The organism is Pseudomonas sp. GM74 (genome assembly GCF_000282455.1).
Lineage (GTDB): Bacteria > Pseudomonadota > Gammaproteobacteria > Pseudomonadales > Pseudomonadaceae > Aquipseudomonas.
Window position 1 is genome coordinate 35,777 of sequence record NZ_AKJG01000109.1, and the last position, 16,136, is coordinate 51,912.

Below are 16,136 nucleotides of genomic sequence, written 5' to 3' on the forward strand. Positions count from 1 at the left end.
TGGATCCGTGACAAAAAATAACGCCAGCAAATGCTGGCGTTTTTTTATGCGCGACGTTTAATCCCAGGCATGTTCGATTTCAAAGACGCAAACGCTGGCGCAGTCCCTGGACATAATCCTGCCACTCACCGAGCACCCCTTGCTGAAACGCAGTAGCACTAACGCTCAATTGGGCTGCGGCGTCCACAAAACTATCAAGGGTATTTGGCGCACCCCATTCAGGGTCTGACAAACGTTTCTGACAGAATATTCGCCAGCGTTCTTGCTCTTCGGAATTCAACGTGTCGGGAAAGTTGCGTGCGCGATATCGAAACAGCAATTCCGGCAAACGTTCGTCATCGAAAGGCCACTGCTCTTGTGCCAATTGCATCGGGTCAACGGTCCTGACTTGTTCACACAATCGCCGATCCCGGTCACCGATAAATCCATCGTATAACTGTTGCTCCGGATCCTGACTCTGGGAAAAATCTTCGCGGGCATAAATCGCCAGGATTTTATCCAGCCAAACTTTGCGGGTGTCATTGAGCTGCGAAACCCTCTGCTGATAGAGCGCCATATCCAGACCCAGACGTTGCTGATCTTCCTGGCGAAGTACCGACAACGGTGCCACCACCGGGCACTTGTTGATGTGAATCAGCTTCAACGGCACCGGCAACTCGCCTTCGGCCAGTTCGTCGCGTCGGGTATACAAGCGCTGGCGCAAACTTTCGGCATCGAGGCCAAGCAGGCCCTGGGGATCGAGGTGCAAGTCGCAGACAATCAGGGCGTTCTTGTTGCGTGGGTGCCAGGCCAGCGGCAACACCACCCCCACATAGTTGCGCGCGGCCGAAAAACGTCCGGAAACATGTACCAAAGGTTGCATCAGGCGTATCTGGTCCATGACCTTCTGTTTGCTGCGCAGTTGAAACAGCCAGTCGTACAACTTCGGTTGTTTTTCCCGTATCAGGCGCGCCAGGGCGATCGTCGCGCGAACGTCCGACAGTGCTTCGTGGGCATTGCCATGATCGATGCCATTGGCGGCGGTCAGGCGTTCGAGCTTGAGCGTGACCCGCCCCTCGTCATCGGTCGGCCAGACCAGGCCGTCGGGGCGCAAGGCATAGGCCGCGCGCACCACATCGATCAGATCCCAGCGGCTATTGCCGCCCTGCCACTCCCGCGCATAGGGGTCGAAAAAGTTTCGGTACAGGCTGTAGCGGGTCATCTCGTCATCGAAACGCAAGGTGTTATACCCCGCGCCACAAGTACCGGGTGCCGCAAGCTGGGCATGCACCCGGGTCATGAAATCGGCTTCGCTCAAGCCTTGCGCCTGCAGTTGCCCGGGGGTGATCCCCGTGATCGTGCAGGCAGCCGGGTGCGGCAGGATGTCATCACTGGGCTGGCAGTAAAGATTGACTGGCTCGTCGATTTCATTGAGATCGAAGTCAGTGCGCAGGCCGGCCATTTGCAACGGACGGTCGCAACGGGGGTTGATGCCAGTGGTTTCGTAGTCGTACCAGAAGATGGAGGTCACGGGCGATTCCTGAACTGAAGATCGGCAAAGTCTAGGCGTTCACCTCCCGCCCCGGCCAGTAGTCTTGTCATTCAAGCACCTTGCGCGACTCACCATGCAATACATAGTTATGTCGTTTCCCCCCGCATAGGCTGCTAGCATCGAATGGATACAGAATTCCGATCCCGGCCACATCACCAGGTTGCCCATGCTCGAGACCACAGCACTGCCAGGGACTGCGCCGCTGTCACCGCCGCTGGATACGCGGTATCAGGTCGAAACGCCGGAGGGCGTCGACCTGCCACTGCGGCCGGCCGGGCTGATGGTTCGTGCGCTGGCATTCTCCATCGATCTTGGTTTGCGCGGCCTGGTCCTGGGCGTGCTGTTCATTGTGCTGGCGATGCTCGGTAAACTGGGAGCCGGGCTCGTCTCGATCCTGCTGTTCGTGGTGAGCTGGTGGTACATGGTGCTGTTCGAGGTGCTGAACCACGGCCGCTCGCCGGGCAAGCAATGGATGGGCTTGCGGGTGGTGCACGACGATGGCACCCCGGTCGGCTGGTCCGCGTCGCTGCTGCGCAACCTGCTGCGCGTTGTCGACCTTCTGCCGTTCGGTTACTTCCTCGGGGCCATCAGTTGCCTGCAACACCCGCACTTCAAGCGCCTCGGCGATATCGCCGCCGGGACCCTGGTGATCTACCGCGAACGACCGCACACCCGCCCCCTGCTCCCCGAAGCCCGGCCCCGCCGCCCGGCCTTTGTCCTGACACTCACCGAGCAACGGGCCATCCTCGGGTTTGCCGAGCGCCAGGGTGAACTCTCCGAAGCGCGGGTCATCGAACTGGCTTCGATTCTCGCCCACCCCTTGAACGTCCAGCCCCCGCAGGCGGTGACCGAGCTTAACGGCATCGCCCGCGGCTTGTTGGGGCCGACATGAAGCAAAGCCTTTTTGAAAGCCGGCACAAGGCCGAGTGGGAGCATTTCTCCCACCTGCTCGAGCAGTTGGAACGGGACGGTAAGGCCACCGACGCCGGCAGTTTCCCGAAGGACTACAGACGCCTCTGCCAACACCTGGCACTGGCAAGGGAACGTGGCTACAGCAGTTTTCTGATCGACTCCTTGCAGCAACAGGTGCTGCGCGGACACCAACAGCTTTACCGTCATCGCAGCCGTTTGGGGGCCAACGTACTGGCATTCATATTGGCCGACTTCCCGCGACTGGTGCGCGAACAGTGGCGTTTTGTCCTCGCCGCCAGCCTGATGTTCTTTGGCAGCCTGGCCGGTTTCGCGCTGCTGGTGTACCTGTACCCGGAGCTGGTCTACAACCTGATCCCCGCCGAGCAGGTCAGCGAGATGCAAAGCATGTACGACCCCGTTGCCGGTCACCTCGGGCGCACGGCGGAACGGGCTGCCAGTGAGGATTGGGCGATGTTCGGCTACTACATCATGCACAACATCGGCATTGCCTTTCAGACCTTCGCCAGCGGTTTGCTGTTCGGCCTGGGCAGCGTGTTTTTCCTGATTTTCAACGGCCTGATGATCGGTGCGGTGGCCGGGCACCTGACCTACGTCGGCTACGGGCAAACCTTCTGGTCATTCGTGATCGCCCATGGCGCTTTCGAACTCAGCGCCATCGCCCTGGCCGGTGCCGCCGGCCTGAAGCTGGGTTGGGCCTTGGTCGCCCCGGGGCGTCTGCCACGGGCCGAGGCCTTGCGATTGGCTGCGCGCAAGAGCGTGCTGTTGATCTGCGGGGTCATGCTGTTTCTGTTGATCGCTGCGTTTATCGAAGCCTATTGGTCATCGATGACCGGCCCTTCGCACCAGACCAAATACCTGGTCGGCGCGGCGCTCTGGCTGCTGGTAGTGGTTTATCTCGTGTTTGCCGGACGTCGCCGCCATGCGCCTGAGTGACGCCACGGTGGTGATTCGCCCACGTTCGACCTGGGAAGCCATGGACCTCGGGGTGCTTCTGAGCCAGCGCCACCGACGCCTGTTGATGACCAGTTGGGCCTTGGTCACCTTGCCGGTTTTCGCGCTGCTCAGCTGGGGGCTCTGGGATTCGCCCTCTCTCGCCGTGTTCATTTTCTGGTGGCTGAAGCCGGCGTTCGAACGCCTGCCCCTTTACATCCTGTCCCAGGCGATGTTCGGTGAAACGCCCACGCTCAAGCAGGCCCTGCACCAATGGGTACGCCTGCTCAAACCGCAATTGCTGGCCAGCCTGACCTGGCGACGCCTGAGTTTGTCCCGCAGCTTCGTGATGCCGGTGGTGCAACTCGAAGGCCTCGACGGGCGGCAACGGCAACAGCGTCTACAGGTGCTGTTGCAGCGAGACGCCGGTGCCGCACGCTGGCTGACGATCATCGGCGCACACCTGGAAGGCGCATTGTGGATCGGCTTGATGGTGTTGTTCTATCTGCTGCTGCCACAACAGGTCGCGCTCGACTGGAGCTGGCAATCGCTGATCTCGGCGACCACCCAGGACTGGCGCTGGCTGGAACACCTGACCAACGCCTTTTATGCACTGGTGCTGGTAGTCTGGGAACCGATCTATGTCGCCTGCGGTTTCAGCCTGTACCTGAACCGGCGCACCGTGCTGGAGGCCTGGGATATCGAACTGGTGTTCCGCCGAATGCGCCAGCGTCTGGTCAGTGCAAGCGCGGTCCTGTTGATGGCCGTGATTGTGCTGATGCCGACCACCCACAACGTTTGGGCCACAGAACCAGCCCTTTCACCCGACAGCCCGCGCCTGCTGGGCCAGCCCCTGACCAGCCAGGCCTCCAGGGACAGCATCAAGGCGATCCTCGAACAGCCGCCCTTCAAGAACCGGGAATCGGTCACGCGCTACCGCTTTGGCGAAGAGCAACCGAGTGCTGAAACCGCGGACGATGGCAAGACACCGCAATGGTTGAAGGCCCTGCTGAAACTGTTCGAGGGGCAAGGCTTCGGGGCATTGGCGACCCTGATTGAAATCGTGCTGTGGGGCATCGTCATGGGTGCCGTCGGCCTGTTGATCTGGCGCTATCGCGACTGGTTGCAGGCCTTCGTCAGCCGCCGACCGATCCCCGACAAGAAAGCCACGGGACCGTTACCGCAACAGGCATTCGGCATGGACCTCAAGCCCGAATCCCTGCCCACCGACATCGCCGCCCACGCCGAAAGCCTTTGGCAGACTCATCCACGCGAAGCGCTTGGTTTACTTTATCGCGCCCTGCTCAGCCGCCTGCTGCACGACTTCAACATCGCGCTCAAGGCCGCCGACACTGAAGGCCAGGTGCTTAGGCGCGTCGAGTTACTGCAGCAACCGGCCTTGCTGGCCTACAGCCAAAACCTGACCGGGCACTGGCAAAACATGGCCTACGGGCATCGTCTGCCGCCCGCTCAGGTGCAGCAGGAACTGTGTAATGGCTGGCGTGTCCTGTTCGGCCCGGAGGCTGTCCGTTGAGTCGGCGCTGGGGCTCGATAGCCGGGGTATTGATCACCGTGTTGCTGGCTGCGCTGTGCGTTTATCTGTACCTCAAGGCAACTCCCTACCAGACCGAAATCGACCACGGTCCCTCCCCCGAAGCCGATGCCAACCCTTATCTGGCGGCCGAGTTGTTCCTGCGCAAGCAAGGCCTTAACGTCGGCCACGCCAACGGCCTCGATATCCTGCCCAGCCTCGACCCGCATCAACACAGTCTGCTGTTGCTCGGGGAACGCGGCAACATGACCCCACGGCAAATCGACCAGGTGATGAACTGGACCCGGGCCGGCGGGCGACTTCTGTTCGTCGCAGAGTCGCTGTGGAATGAAAAACTCGGCCATAGCGATGACCTGCTGCTCGACCGTGTGCAACTGCACCAGTCCCTGAGCAAAGACCTCAAGGCCCCATCGCCGGGTATCGGTGATGATCCGTACCCGCTACTGACCAAGCTCTATCTGGAAGACGAGGACGCCCCGGCCTATGCCGGTTTCAATACCGCATTCCATCTCGAAGACCCGAAAAACCTCGCCCTGGCCTGGGCCAACAGCGCCAGGGCCACCCACATGATGCAACTCAACCACGGGCTGGGCTCGATCATCGTGGTTACCGATGCCGACCTGTGGAAAACCCCGGCCATCGACCGGTACGACAACGCCTGGCTGCTCTGGTACCTGACCGCCGACACCCGCGTGACCCTGATCTTCAACACCGATCACGACAGCCTGCTGACCTTGCTGCTGCGTTATTTCCCCCAGGCGCTGGTTGCGTTGCTTGCCTTGATCGGCCTGGGTTTCTGGCACTTTGGCGTGCGTCAGGGGCCGCTGCTGGAGCCCGCGCCGAAAGCACGCCGGCAATTGCAGGAGTACCTGCGCGCCAGTGCCGACTTCCTGTTGCGCCGCAACGGTCAGGCCGGCCTGCTGCAAGCCTTGCAGCAAGACATCCTGCGGCGCGTGCGGCGTCGCCACCCCGGTTTTGAACAGCTCGGCATTGCCGAACAATGGCTGGTGCTCGCGCGCCTGACCGGCCAACCCACTCGCGCCATCAGCCAGGCCATGAGCCCGCGACCGAAACAACGGCTTTCCAGCGTTGAATTCAGCCGTCAGGTCGCCCACCTGCAAATCTTGAGGAACGCCCTATGAGTCAACCGATCGAGCCCGACGCACCGAGCCATGCCGCTCAACAGCGTCAACGTGCCAGCCATCTGGCCCAGGCCGTACGCAAAGAACTGCAAAAAGCAGTGATTGGCCAGGACAGCGTGATCGACGACGTCCTGACGGCACTGATCGCCGGCGGCCACGTGTTGCTCGAAGGCGTGCCAGGCTTGGGCAAGACCCTGTTGGTGCGCGCCCTCGCCCGCTGCTTCGGCGGTGAGTTCGCGCGCATCCAGTTCACCCCGGACCTGATGCCCAGCGACGTCACCGGGCATGCCGTGTATGACTTGCAGACCGAGCAATTCAAACTGCGCAAGGGGCCATTGTTCACCAACCTCCTACTGGCCGACGAAATCAACCGTGCCCCTGCGAAAACCCAGGCCGCGCTGCTCGAAGCCATGCAGGAACGGCAAGTCACCCTCGAAGGACGGCCATTGCCGATCGCGCAACCGTTCATGGTGCTCGCCACGCAAAATCCGATCGAACAGGAAGGCACTTACCCCTTGCCGGAGGCTGAACTGGACCGTTTCATGCTCAAGGTACGCATGGATTACCCCGATGCCGGGCAAGAGCTGGACATGGTGCGTCAGGTCAGCCGCTCGACCCGGGCCGACATGCTTGATGTCCAGCCGATGCGCACGTTGTTGCAGGCCAGGGATGTACTGGCCCTGCAACGCATCGCCAGCGACCTGGCCCTGGACGATCAGGTGCTCGATTACGCCGTGCGCCTGGCCCGCTCCACCCGCAACTGGCCCGGCCTGATCCTCGGCGCCGGCCCACGCGCCTCCATCGCGCTGGTGCGATGTGCCCGGGCCCGTGCGCTGCTGCGCGGCGGTGAGTTCGTGATTCCGGATGACATCAAAGGCTGCGCCCTGGCCGTGCTACGCCATCGTGTGCGCATCGCTCCAGAGCTGGACATCGAGGGCCTGGATGTCGATCAGGTGCTCCAGCAGATGCTCGACCAAGTGCCGGCGCCGCGCCTGTGAAACCCTCGCGCCTGATGCTCGCCTGGCTGCTGATCCTGCTTGCCTGCACCATTGTGTCGGGCGCTTTGCGGGCATTGGAGTTCGCGGTTCCTGCGAATCTCATGGCGATCAACTGGGGGTTGCTCCTGGCGCTGCTGGCCCTGGCACTGCTGGATGCGCTGCGCGTGAAGCGCTTGCCGTCGCCCCGACTGAAACGCCAGATACCCGGCAGCCTGGCGCTGGGTCGATGGAGCGAGGTGCAACTGACGCTAGAACACGACTTTGCGCAACCGCTGAAGGTACAAGTCTTCGACCATGTGCCACCGGGTCTGGATTTCGAATACCTGCCCCTGACGGTCGAGCTGCAGCCCGGCCAGCACAGCCTGGCGGGTTATCGCCTGCGCCCGCTCAAGCGCGGCCACTTCAGCTTCGAACGCTGCGAAATCGACCTGCCAAGCCCCTTGGGGCTTTGGTCGGACAGACGCATGCTCGACCTGCCCGACGCCACCCGCGTCTACCCCGACTTCGCCCGCCTCTATGAAGGGCAATTGCTTGCGGTGGACAACTGGCTCAGCCAGCTTGGCGTGCGCCGCAAACAACGACGGGGCCTGGGCCTGGAATTCCATCAATTGCGCGAATTTCGCGAGGGCGACAGCCTCCGACAGATCGACTGGAAAGCCACCGCCCGCCAGCGCACGCCGATTGCCCGGGAGTATCAGGACGAACGCGACCAGCAGATCATCTTCATGCTCGACTGCGGCCGGTACATGCGCAGCCAGGATGATGAACTGTCGCACTTCGATCACGCACTCAACGCCTGCCTGTTGCTCAGCTACGTGGCGCTACGTCAGGGCGACGCGGTGGGCCTGAGTACCTTTGCCAGCGAACAGCCGCGCTACCTCGCGCCGGTAAAAGGCACCAGCCATCTCAACACCCTGCTCAATACCGTCTATGACTTGAACAGCAGCCAACGTAGCGCCGACTATCAAGCCGCGGCCACGCAACTGCTGGCACGGCAAAAACGCCGGGCACTGGTGGTGCTGGTGACCAACCTGCGCGAAGAGGACGACGATGAACTGCTTTCGGCTGTCCACCGTCTGAGCCGGCAGCATCAGGTGCTGGTCGCGAGCCTGCGCGAAGACGTGCTCGACGCCCTGCGTCAGTCACCGGTGCAGACTTTGCCCGAAGCGCTGGCCTATTGCGGGACCGTGGACTACCTCAATGCTCGCGCCGAACTCCACGAGCGCTTGAACGCTCATGGCGTGTTGGTGATGGACGCGCGGCCCGGCGAGTTGGGGGCAGAGCTGGTGACCCGGTACCTGGGCTGGAAAAGAACCGGACTCTGAGCCTTGGCAATCACTCACAGCCGCGTTCCCATTGATCTCAGGCCGAAGCCGGCAACGGCAGAAAACTGAAATACTGCTTCAACGCTTCCACCAGTTGCCCATATTCCGGTGGCGCCCGTTGCAGGCTGAACCCTGCGTCGTAATGATGGGGGGTTGCATCTTCGTGGCACCACAAGCAACAGGCCTGCAGGTCGATGATCCGCTGGCCACCTTCGCTGGCGGGTATTTTCAGGCGCAGGTTGAAGTCCGCGCCGATCATCATTGGCAACAGGCTGATCAACATCAGCCCGTCTTCAGAGACATTGCCCAGGTAGCCAATGGGTTTGCCGGTGATGCCGTTGAACACTTTGAGGAAGTACGGCAGTTGATGCCGCTCGATTCGGCGGTCGGTGAACATGTGCAAATTCGCTATGCAAGGCTCTTAAGCAGAGCCGCACTACTGCTTCGGAACGGGTATGCATAAGTCTTGCCCGCTCTCCCCGCTTCCGGTGCGCCAATCCCGACAGCGCAGAGTCCTGCTTGTGCCGGTCGCAGGTGTTGCCCCGGTTCAGAGGCAAGGCTCTAAAACCGGTTCCCTGGACTATAGCTCACCACCTCCGGTGAGCCAGCGATCAGAGGATTACGGCCGTCAGAACTGCGCCGGTTTTGCCGCTGCGGCACTGCGCGTCGGGTAGTGGCCCAGGCTCTGCAGGGTTTCAATGCGGGCACGGGCGCGGTAGGCATATTCGCTCTGGGGATAGGACGCCATGATGAACTGATAGGTTTGAACCGCATCGATGTACATCTTCTGCCGCTCAAGGCACAGGCCGCGCATCATCGACACTTCCGGCCACACGTAAGGCCGCGCGCGGCTGTCACGTTCGACCTTGGACAGTTCGAGCATCACCTGCTCGCAATTGCCCCGGTCGTAGGCGCTGTAGGCATTGTTCAAGTGATGGTTCATCGACCAACGGGTGCAACCCGTGACACTGAGGGCGCCGATGGCAAGGGCGGCAATGAGAACGAAACGCATGGGGAAATCTCCTGTCTTGAACGCTGTATCGACCCATGGTCGGAAATCTTCAGGCTGCCGGGACGCAAAGTTGCAGGGTTCAATAAAGAAAGAAATAAGTAGTGCAAACGAACAATGACTACAACTTCGGAGCATAGTAGCCTCACTCAGCGCTTGAACTCAGGAGTCTTTGCATGTCCGTCCGTCGTACCAAAATCGTCGCCACCCTTGGCCCGGCCAGTAACTCGCCGGAAGTTCTCGAACAGCTGATTCTGGCTGGTCTGGACGTCGCCCGACTGAACTTCTCCCACGGCACCCCCGACGAGCACAAGGCTCGTGCGAAGCTGGTCCGTGACCTCGCCGCCAAGCACGGCCGCTTCGTCGCCCTGCTGGGTGACCTGCAAGGCCCGAAAATCCGTATCGCGAAATTCGCCAACAAGAAGATCGAGCTGAAGATCGGTGATCAATTCACCTTCTCCACCAGCCATCCTCTGACCGAAGGTAACCAGCAAGTGGTCGGCATCGACTACCCGGACCTGGTCAAGGACTGCGGCGTGGGCGACGAGTTGCTGCTCGACGACGGTCGCGTGGTGATGCGCGTCGATACCGCCACGGCCACCGAACTGAACTGCACCGTGACCATCGGCGGCCCGCTGTCCGATCACAAAGGCATCAACCGTCGCGGTGGCGGCCTGACCGCTCCGGCCCTGACTGAAAAAGACAAGGCCGACATCAAGCTCGCCGCGGAAATGGAAGTCGACTACCTCGCGGTCTCCTTCCCCCGTGACGCCGCCGACATGGAATACGCCCGTCAACTGCGCGACGAAGCCGGCGGCACTGCCTGGCTGGTGGCGAAGATCGAACGCGCTGAAGCCGTGGCCGACGATGAAACCCTCGACGGTCTGATCAAGGCGTCCGACGCGGTGATGGTTGCCCGTGGTGACCTCGGTGTGGAAATCGGCGACGCCGAGCTCGTGGGCATCCAGAAGAAAATCATTCTGCACGCACGCCGCCACAACAAGGCTGTGATCGTCGCGACCCAGATGATGGAGTCGATGATCCAGAACCCGATGCCGACCCGCGCCGAAGTGTCCGACGTGGCAAACGCCGTGCTCGACTACACCGACGCCGTGATGCTCTCGGCCGAAAGTGCTGCCGGTTTGTACCCGCTGGAAGCCGTTCAGGCCATGGCGCGTATCTGCGTCGGCGCCGAAAAGCACCCGACCAGCAAGACCTCCAGCCACCGCATCGGCAAAGAGTTCGAGCGCTGCGACGAGAGCATTGCCCTGGCGACCATGTACACCGCCAACCACTTCCCGGGCGTCAAGGCGATCATCGCCCTGACCGAAAGTGGCTATACCCCGCTGATCATGTCGCGCATCCGCTCCTCGGTGCCAATCTACGCGTTCACCCCGCACCGCGAAGCCCAGGCTCGCGCAGCAATGTTCCGTGGCGTGTACACCATCCCGTTCGACCCGGCGTCCCTGGCGCCGAACGAAGTCAGCCAGAAGGCTATCGACGAGCTGGTCAAGCGCGGCGTAGTACAGAAAGGCGACTGGGTCATCCTGACCAAGGGCGACAGCTACCACACCACCGGCGGCACCAACGGCATGAAGATCCTGCACGTTGGCGACCCGATGGTCTGAGTGACCGGTTGCTGATAAACAAAAGCCCCGCCATGTGAATGGCGGGGCTTTTTGCTTTCTGATCCAACTGGTGTGTTGTCTGATAGGGCCTCATCGCGGGCAAGCCCGCTCCCACAGGGTTTTGTGTTGTTCACAAATCCAATGCCCACCTCCGGAACCTGTGGGAGCGGGCTTGCTCGCGAAGGGGCCAGCCCTGACACCGCAAGTTCAATGCCGCTTGATAAACCCGGTCAACGCCGCCAAGGCTTCCGGCGAGCGCAACCGCTGGGTGAACAGCGCCCCCTCCTCCTCGATCACTTTGCGGATCAGTTCACGGTCCGACGCCTTCATCAACTGCTTGCTGATGCGCACCGCCTCTGCTGGCAGCTCATCGAAACGCAACGCCATCTCCCGCGCCTTGCTCAGTGCCGCTTCGCCGCTGCCCAGCGCCTCGGTGGCGATACCCCACTGCGCCGCCTGCTCACCACTGAACCCCTCACCGAACAGCAACAGCTCAGCCGCCCTGGCCTGCCCGAGCAAGCGCGGCAGGATCATGCTGGAGCCGAACTCAGGGCACAAACCAAGGTTGACGAACGGCATGCGCAAGCGTGCATCGCGACTGACATAGACCAAATCACAATGCAGCAACATCGTCGTGCCAATGCCCACCGCCGCCCCCGCCACGGCAGCGACCACCGGTTTACGGCATTCGAGCAAGTTGAGCATGAAGTGGAACACCGGGCTGTCGAGGCCGCTCGGCGGTTGCTGGATGAAATCGGCGATGTCGTTGCCGGCGGTGAAGCATTCGGCAGAACCGGTGATCAGCACGGCGTTGATCCCGGGGTCGCTGTCGGCCTGTTTCAGCGCCTCGGCCAAGTGACTGTACATAGCGCGGGTCAGGGCGTTTTTCTTGTCCGGGCGATTCAGGCGCAGGGTCAACAGGCCGCGTTCGCGTTCAACTTCGATGGCATCGGTCATGGCAGGTCTCAGCGGTGCGAGGTCAGAAGATTTCATTGTGGCGAGCGAGCTTGCTCGCGCCGGGCTGCGCAGCGGCCCAAAAAACCTGTGAGCGCTGCGCACTCAAGCGCGAGCAAGCTCGCTCGCCACAACAGCGAAGTCAGCGCTCAACCACGGGGCAGGAACACATCGGCCAGCAGTTGATTGCGCGGCAATCCCGCCAGGTACAGGCGCCGGGCAAAGGCGTCGACACTGTCGGGGGCTCCGCAGAGTAAGGCCAGGGTTTGCCGGGAAACAAGCCGCAGTTGCGCCAAAGCCGCAGGCAACTCGGCCGGGGTCCACAGTTCGACACTCAGGTTCGGACGGCTGGCGGCCATGGCTTGCAGAGGCTTGGCCAGGTAGTGCTCATCGGCATCATGGGCCAGGTGGATGACACGGATGGCGCCCTGGTGATCCTGGCGCAGCGCTTCGCGCAACACACCAAACAACGGCCCTAACCCGGTGCCGGCCGCCAGCAACCACAATGGCCGGGCGTGCCAGTCCGGATCGTAATGCAAGGCACCGCCGCGCAATTCACCGAGACGAATCGGATCGCCGATGCGCATTTGCCGGGCGGCATCGCTGAATTCCCCGGGCTTGCGGCAATCGAGATGAAACTCCAGAAAACGGTCTTCCTGCGGCAGGCTGGCGAGAGAATACGGCCGCGCCACACTGCCCGCCCACAACACCAGATGCTGACCGGCGCTGTAGCGCAACGGCCGCTGGGGGATTACCCGCAAGCGCAGCACCGTGGTGCTCAGCCAATCGATCGCCGCGACTTCGGCCGGATGGCCATCGGTTTGCGGGTCAAAGGCATGCACCTGCAAGTCCTCGACCACCTGGCACTGGCACGCCAGCCGCCAGCCTTGTTCGCGCTGCTGTGCACTCAGGGCATCGGGGCGGCTGTCGCTCGGCAGGCCCTGTACACACTGCACCAGGCAAGCATGGCAACTACCGGCGCGGCAACTGTAAGGCACTGGCACGCCGTTCTGGTTCAGCGCGTCGAGCAGATTGCTGCCCGCCGCCACCGACCATTGGCGCTCGCCGACCCGCAGCTCAGGCATCGACGTTCTCCCACGCTGCCGCGCACCGGTTGCGGCCGTCACGCTTGGCGCGATAGAGCGCCTGATCGGCCCGTTGCAGGGCGTCATCGAGATCGTCGCCCAACTCCAGCAGCGTCATGCCGGCGGACAGGCTGAGGCTACGTACATTCAGGCCAATCAGCTCGACATCGGTGAACGCGATGCGCAGCCGTTCGCAGCACGAAGTCAGACTGTCGGCATCGCAACCGGGCAGCAGTACCACGAACTCTTCACCGCCGTAACGGGCCAGAACATCGCCGTCGCGCAGGCTCGCGCTGGCAACGCCGGCAAAGGCTTGCAGCACCTGATCGCCAGCGGCATGGCCGTGCAGGTCGTTGATGCGTTTGAAATGGTCGAGGTCGATCAGCGCCAGGCCATGCACGACACCGGCGTCCATGGCGTTCAATTCGCGCGAAGCCAGGCGCAGGAAATGCCGGCGATTGAACAGGCCCGTGAGCTCGTCGGTGGCCACCAGGTCTTCGAGCTGGCGCATCATCCCGCGCAACGTGTCCTGGTGCGCCTGCAAGGCAAAACGTCGCTGGCGCATACGCTGTCGCGAAGCCTGCACATAGCGGGCATACAGCACTAGCCACACCAGCACGATGAACAGCACACAGACCTGCAACAACGCCATGGCCGGGTCGGGCAGCTGGAAGTGGTAGCCCTCCCACAGCGTGATCGCACTGAAACTGAAAAACACCAGCAGCGCGCATCGTACTAAAGACCGGCGTGACAGATGGAACAGGCCGAACAGCAGGATCAGCACGTAAAACACCAGAAACGCGCCCCGGGCTTCGTCCAGATGGGCGATCAGCCAGGTTTGCCAGCCCAGCCCCAGCAAGACTTGCACCTCGGTCAGACTGGTGTCGGCGAAGCGCAGATTGCAGCCACTGTAGAACACCGAGAACAGGATGACCTGGCTGATCACCACCAGTACGCTGCCGATGACGACACTGGAAAGCGGTGCATCATAGTGGCCGGTAAAAAACGTCAGCCACAGCAACAGCAATGCCAGGGCATAAGTGCCGGCCGCGAGGGCGAAACGTTTGAGCAACAGGCGCTGGATGGCGTTATGGGTCAATCGTTGACTCACCAGATGAAAGGAGACTGACAGAGCGTCCTACTCTACAGACCGCATGTCACTTTAGTGGCGTGACCGATAAATGACCATTCAATTTTCGGGATCGCCCTATGCGACCAACGATTGACTGCCGGCGGGTGTGCCTGTCCGCGAGGCGCGGTATACTGCCGCGCCTTTTTAGCGTCGCGCCAGCTTGCCCGGCGTGCCTTGTGACCTTGAGGGTCAGCTTCAAGCCTCAAGCTTCAAGCGACAAGTTCAGAGCAGTACGCGTATTGCTTCAGCTTGTCGCTTGCCGCTTATGGCTTGCAGCTGCCCTATAGAATGTTCCCGTCTTTTAGAGGAGCGCGACTCATGACCGTGATCAAGCAAGACGACCTGATTCAGAGCGTTGCCGACGCCCTGCAGTTCATTTCCTACTACCACCCCGTGGATTTCATCCAGGCGATGCACGAGGCCTACCTGCGCGAAGAATCGCCAGCGGCCCGCGACTCGATGGCACAGATCCTGATCAACTCGCGCATGTGCGCCACCGGCCATCGTCCGATCTGCCAGGACACCGGCATCGTGACCGTGTTTGTCCGCGTGGGCATGGACGTGCGCTGGGATGGCGCCACCATGAGCCTGGACGACATGATCAACGAGGGCGTACGTCGCGCCTACAACCTGCCGGAAAACGTCCTGCGCGCTTCGATCCTCGCCGACCCGGCGGGCGCTCGCAAGAACACCAAGGACAACACCCCTGCAGTCATCCACTACTCCATCGTTCCGGGTAACACCGTGGAAGTGGACGTGGCGGCCAAGGGCGGCGGTTCCGAGAACAAGTCGAAAATGGCCATGCTCAACCCGTCCGACTCGATCGTCGACTGGGTTCTGAAAACCGTCCCGGAAATGGGCGCCGGCTGGTGCCCACCGGGCATGCTCGGCATCGGCATCGGCGGCACCGCCGAGAAAGCAGCCGTGATGGCCAAGGAAGTGTTGATGGAATCCATCGACATTCACGAGCTGAAGGCCCGTGGCCCACAGAACCGCATTGAAGAAATGCGCCTGGAACTGTTCGAGAAGGTCAACCAGCTGGGCATCGGCGCCCAGGGCCTCGGTGGCCTGACCACCGTGCTCGACGTGAAGATCATGGACTACCCGACCCACGCAGCCTCGCTGCCGGTGTGCATGATCCCGAACTGCGCCGCCACCCGTCACACGCACTTTGTACTCGACGGTTCCGGCCCGGTTGCCCAGGAAGCGCCACCTTTGGACGCCTACCCGGAAATCGTCTGGGAAGCCGGCCCGTCGGCCCGTCGCGTCAACCTCGACACCCTGACCCCGGAAGAAGTACAGAGCTGGAAGCCGGGCGAGACCGTCCTGCTCAACGGCAAGATGCTCACCGGTCGCGACGCTGCGCACAAGCGCATGGTCGAGATGCTGAACAAGGGTGAAACCCTGCCGGTGGACCTCAAGGGTCGCTTCATCTACTACGTCGGCCCGGTCGATCCGGTGCGCGAAGAAGTGGTTGGCCCGGCAGGTCCTACCACCGCCACGCGGATGGACAAGTTCACCCGTCAGATCCTCGAGCAGACCGGCCTGCTGGGCATGATCGGCAAATCCGAGCGCGGCCCTACCGCGATCGAAGCGATCAGGGACCACAAGGCCGTCTACCTGATGGCAGTCGGCGGCGCGGCTTACCTGGTGGCGCAAGCGATCAAGAAATCCCGCGTGGTAGCTTTCGCCGAACTGGGCATGGAAGCGATCTACGAGTTCGACGTAAAAGACATGCCTGTGACCGTTGCGGTCGACAGCAAGGGCGAGTCGGTACACATCACCGGTCCCGCCATCTGGCAGAAAAAAATCAGTGAAAGCCTGGCGGTAGAAGTGCAATAAACGGCACCCGGCTCCGCTGAAAAAACCGGTTTGTCGGCAACGACAGACCGGTTTTTTTTCGGCCGGATAACGGTA

At 61.8% G+C, this 16,136-nt stretch carries 14 protein-coding genes; 8 read left to right on the forward strand and 6 right to left on the reverse strand.

The features are described from left to right. Positions 1 to 79: 79 nt before the first annotated feature. A complete protein-coding gene (sbcB, locus tag PMI34_RS06720) occupies positions 80 to 1,510 on the reverse strand; it encodes an exodeoxyribonuclease I (RefSeq protein WP_008052483.1) in 1,431 nt (476 codons plus the stop codon). Between the two features lie 187 nt (positions 1,511 to 1,697). On the opposite strand from sbcB, the gene PMI34_RS06715 reads away from it, so the two are divergent. Genes PMI34_RS06715 through PMI34_RS06690 form a run of 6 tightly spaced genes read left to right on the forward strand, consistent with a single transcriptional unit; the run spans position 1,698 to position 8,411 of the window. Continuing rightward, the gene (locus PMI34_RS06715; protein WP_008052484.1) at positions 1,698 to 2,423 is read left to right on the forward strand and encodes an RDD family protein; all 726 of its coding nucleotides are present in this window, start codon (positions 1,698 to 1,700) and stop codon (positions 2,421 to 2,423) included. Then, positions 2,420 to 3,397, forward strand: a complete 978-nt coding sequence (locus PMI34_RS06710; RefSeq protein ID WP_008052485.1) for a stage II sporulation protein M — start codon at positions 2,420 to 2,422, stop codon at positions 3,395 to 3,397. The genes PMI34_RS06715 and PMI34_RS06710 overlap by 4 nt, the downstream gene beginning before the upstream one ends. Continuing rightward, complete coding sequence (locus PMI34_RS06705; RefSeq protein ID WP_008052486.1) at positions 3,384 to 4,928, forward strand: DUF4129 domain-containing protein; 1,545 nt, start codon at positions 3,384 to 3,386, stop codon at positions 4,926 to 4,928. Before PMI34_RS06710 ends, PMI34_RS06705 begins: the two co-directional genes overlap by 14 nt. Then, positions 4,925 to 6,088 carry a DUF4350 domain-containing protein gene (locus PMI34_RS06700; protein WP_008052489.1) on the forward strand — a complete coding sequence of 388 codons (1,164 nt, stop codon included), beginning with the start codon at positions 4,925 to 4,927 and terminating at the stop codon, positions 6,086 to 6,088. Before PMI34_RS06705 ends, PMI34_RS06700 begins: the two co-directional genes overlap by 4 nt. Then, positions 6,085 to 7,086 carry an AAA family ATPase gene (locus tag PMI34_RS06695; protein ID WP_008052490.1) on the forward strand — a complete coding sequence of 334 codons (1,002 nt, stop codon included), beginning with the start codon at positions 6,085 to 6,087 and terminating at the stop codon, positions 7,084 to 7,086. The genes PMI34_RS06700 and PMI34_RS06695 overlap by 4 nt, the downstream gene beginning before the upstream one ends. After that, positions 7,083 to 8,411 (forward strand): DUF58 domain-containing protein, encoded by a 1,329-nt coding sequence (locus tag PMI34_RS06690; protein WP_008052491.1) that lies wholly within the window; start codon positions 7,083 to 7,085, stop codon positions 8,409 to 8,411. The genes PMI34_RS06695 and PMI34_RS06690 overlap by 4 nt, the downstream gene beginning before the upstream one ends. A 37-nt stretch (positions 8,412 to 8,448) precedes the next feature. On the opposite strand, the gene PMI34_RS06685 is transcribed toward PMI34_RS06690, so the two are convergent. Then, entirely contained in the window at positions 8,449 to 8,808 is a 360-nt protein-coding gene (locus PMI34_RS06685; RefSeq protein WP_008052492.1) for a PilZ domain-containing protein, read from the reverse strand. A 231-nt stretch (positions 8,809 to 9,039) separates the two neighbouring features. Beyond that, positions 9,040 to 9,423 (reverse strand): tetratricopeptide repeat protein, encoded by a 384-nt coding sequence (locus PMI34_RS06680; RefSeq protein WP_008052493.1) that lies wholly within the window; start codon positions 9,421 to 9,423, stop codon positions 9,040 to 9,042. A 173-nt stretch (positions 9,424 to 9,596) separates the two neighbouring features. Here PMI34_RS06680 and pyk point away from each other — a divergent pair, with 173 nt between their 5' ends. Beyond that, entirely contained in the window at positions 9,597 to 11,048 is a 1,452-nt protein-coding gene (gene pyk / locus PMI34_RS06675; RefSeq protein WP_008052494.1) for a pyruvate kinase, read from the forward strand. Positions 11,049 to 11,255: 207 nt separating this feature from the next. On the opposite strand, the gene PMI34_RS06670 is transcribed toward pyk, so the two are convergent. The 3 genes from PMI34_RS06670 to PMI34_RS06660 form a co-directional block, all read right to left on the reverse strand. Then, the gene (locus PMI34_RS06670; RefSeq protein ID WP_008052495.1) at positions 11,256 to 12,005 is read right to left on the reverse strand and encodes an enoyl-CoA hydratase-related protein; all 750 of its coding nucleotides are present in this window, start codon (positions 12,003 to 12,005) and stop codon (positions 11,256 to 11,258) included. Positions 12,006 to 12,151: 146 nt separating this feature from the next. Then, the gene (locus PMI34_RS06665; protein WP_008052496.1) at positions 12,152 to 13,087 is read right to left on the reverse strand and encodes an iron-sulfur-binding ferredoxin reductase; all 936 of its coding nucleotides are present in this window, start codon (positions 13,085 to 13,087) and stop codon (positions 12,152 to 12,154) included. Continuing rightward, a complete protein-coding gene (locus PMI34_RS06660; RefSeq protein ID WP_008052497.1) occupies positions 13,080 to 14,186 on the reverse strand; it encodes a GGDEF domain-containing protein in 1,107 nt (368 codons plus the stop codon). Before PMI34_RS06660 ends, PMI34_RS06665 begins: the two co-directional genes overlap by 8 nt. A 351-nt stretch (positions 14,187 to 14,537) precedes the next feature. Here PMI34_RS06660 and PMI34_RS06655 point away from each other — a divergent pair, with 351 nt between their 5' ends. Beyond that, positions 14,538 to 16,061 (forward strand): fumarate hydratase, encoded by a 1,524-nt coding sequence (locus tag PMI34_RS06655; RefSeq protein ID WP_008052498.1) that lies wholly within the window; start codon positions 14,538 to 14,540, stop codon positions 16,059 to 16,061. Positions 16,062 to 16,136 lie beyond the last annotated feature (75 nt).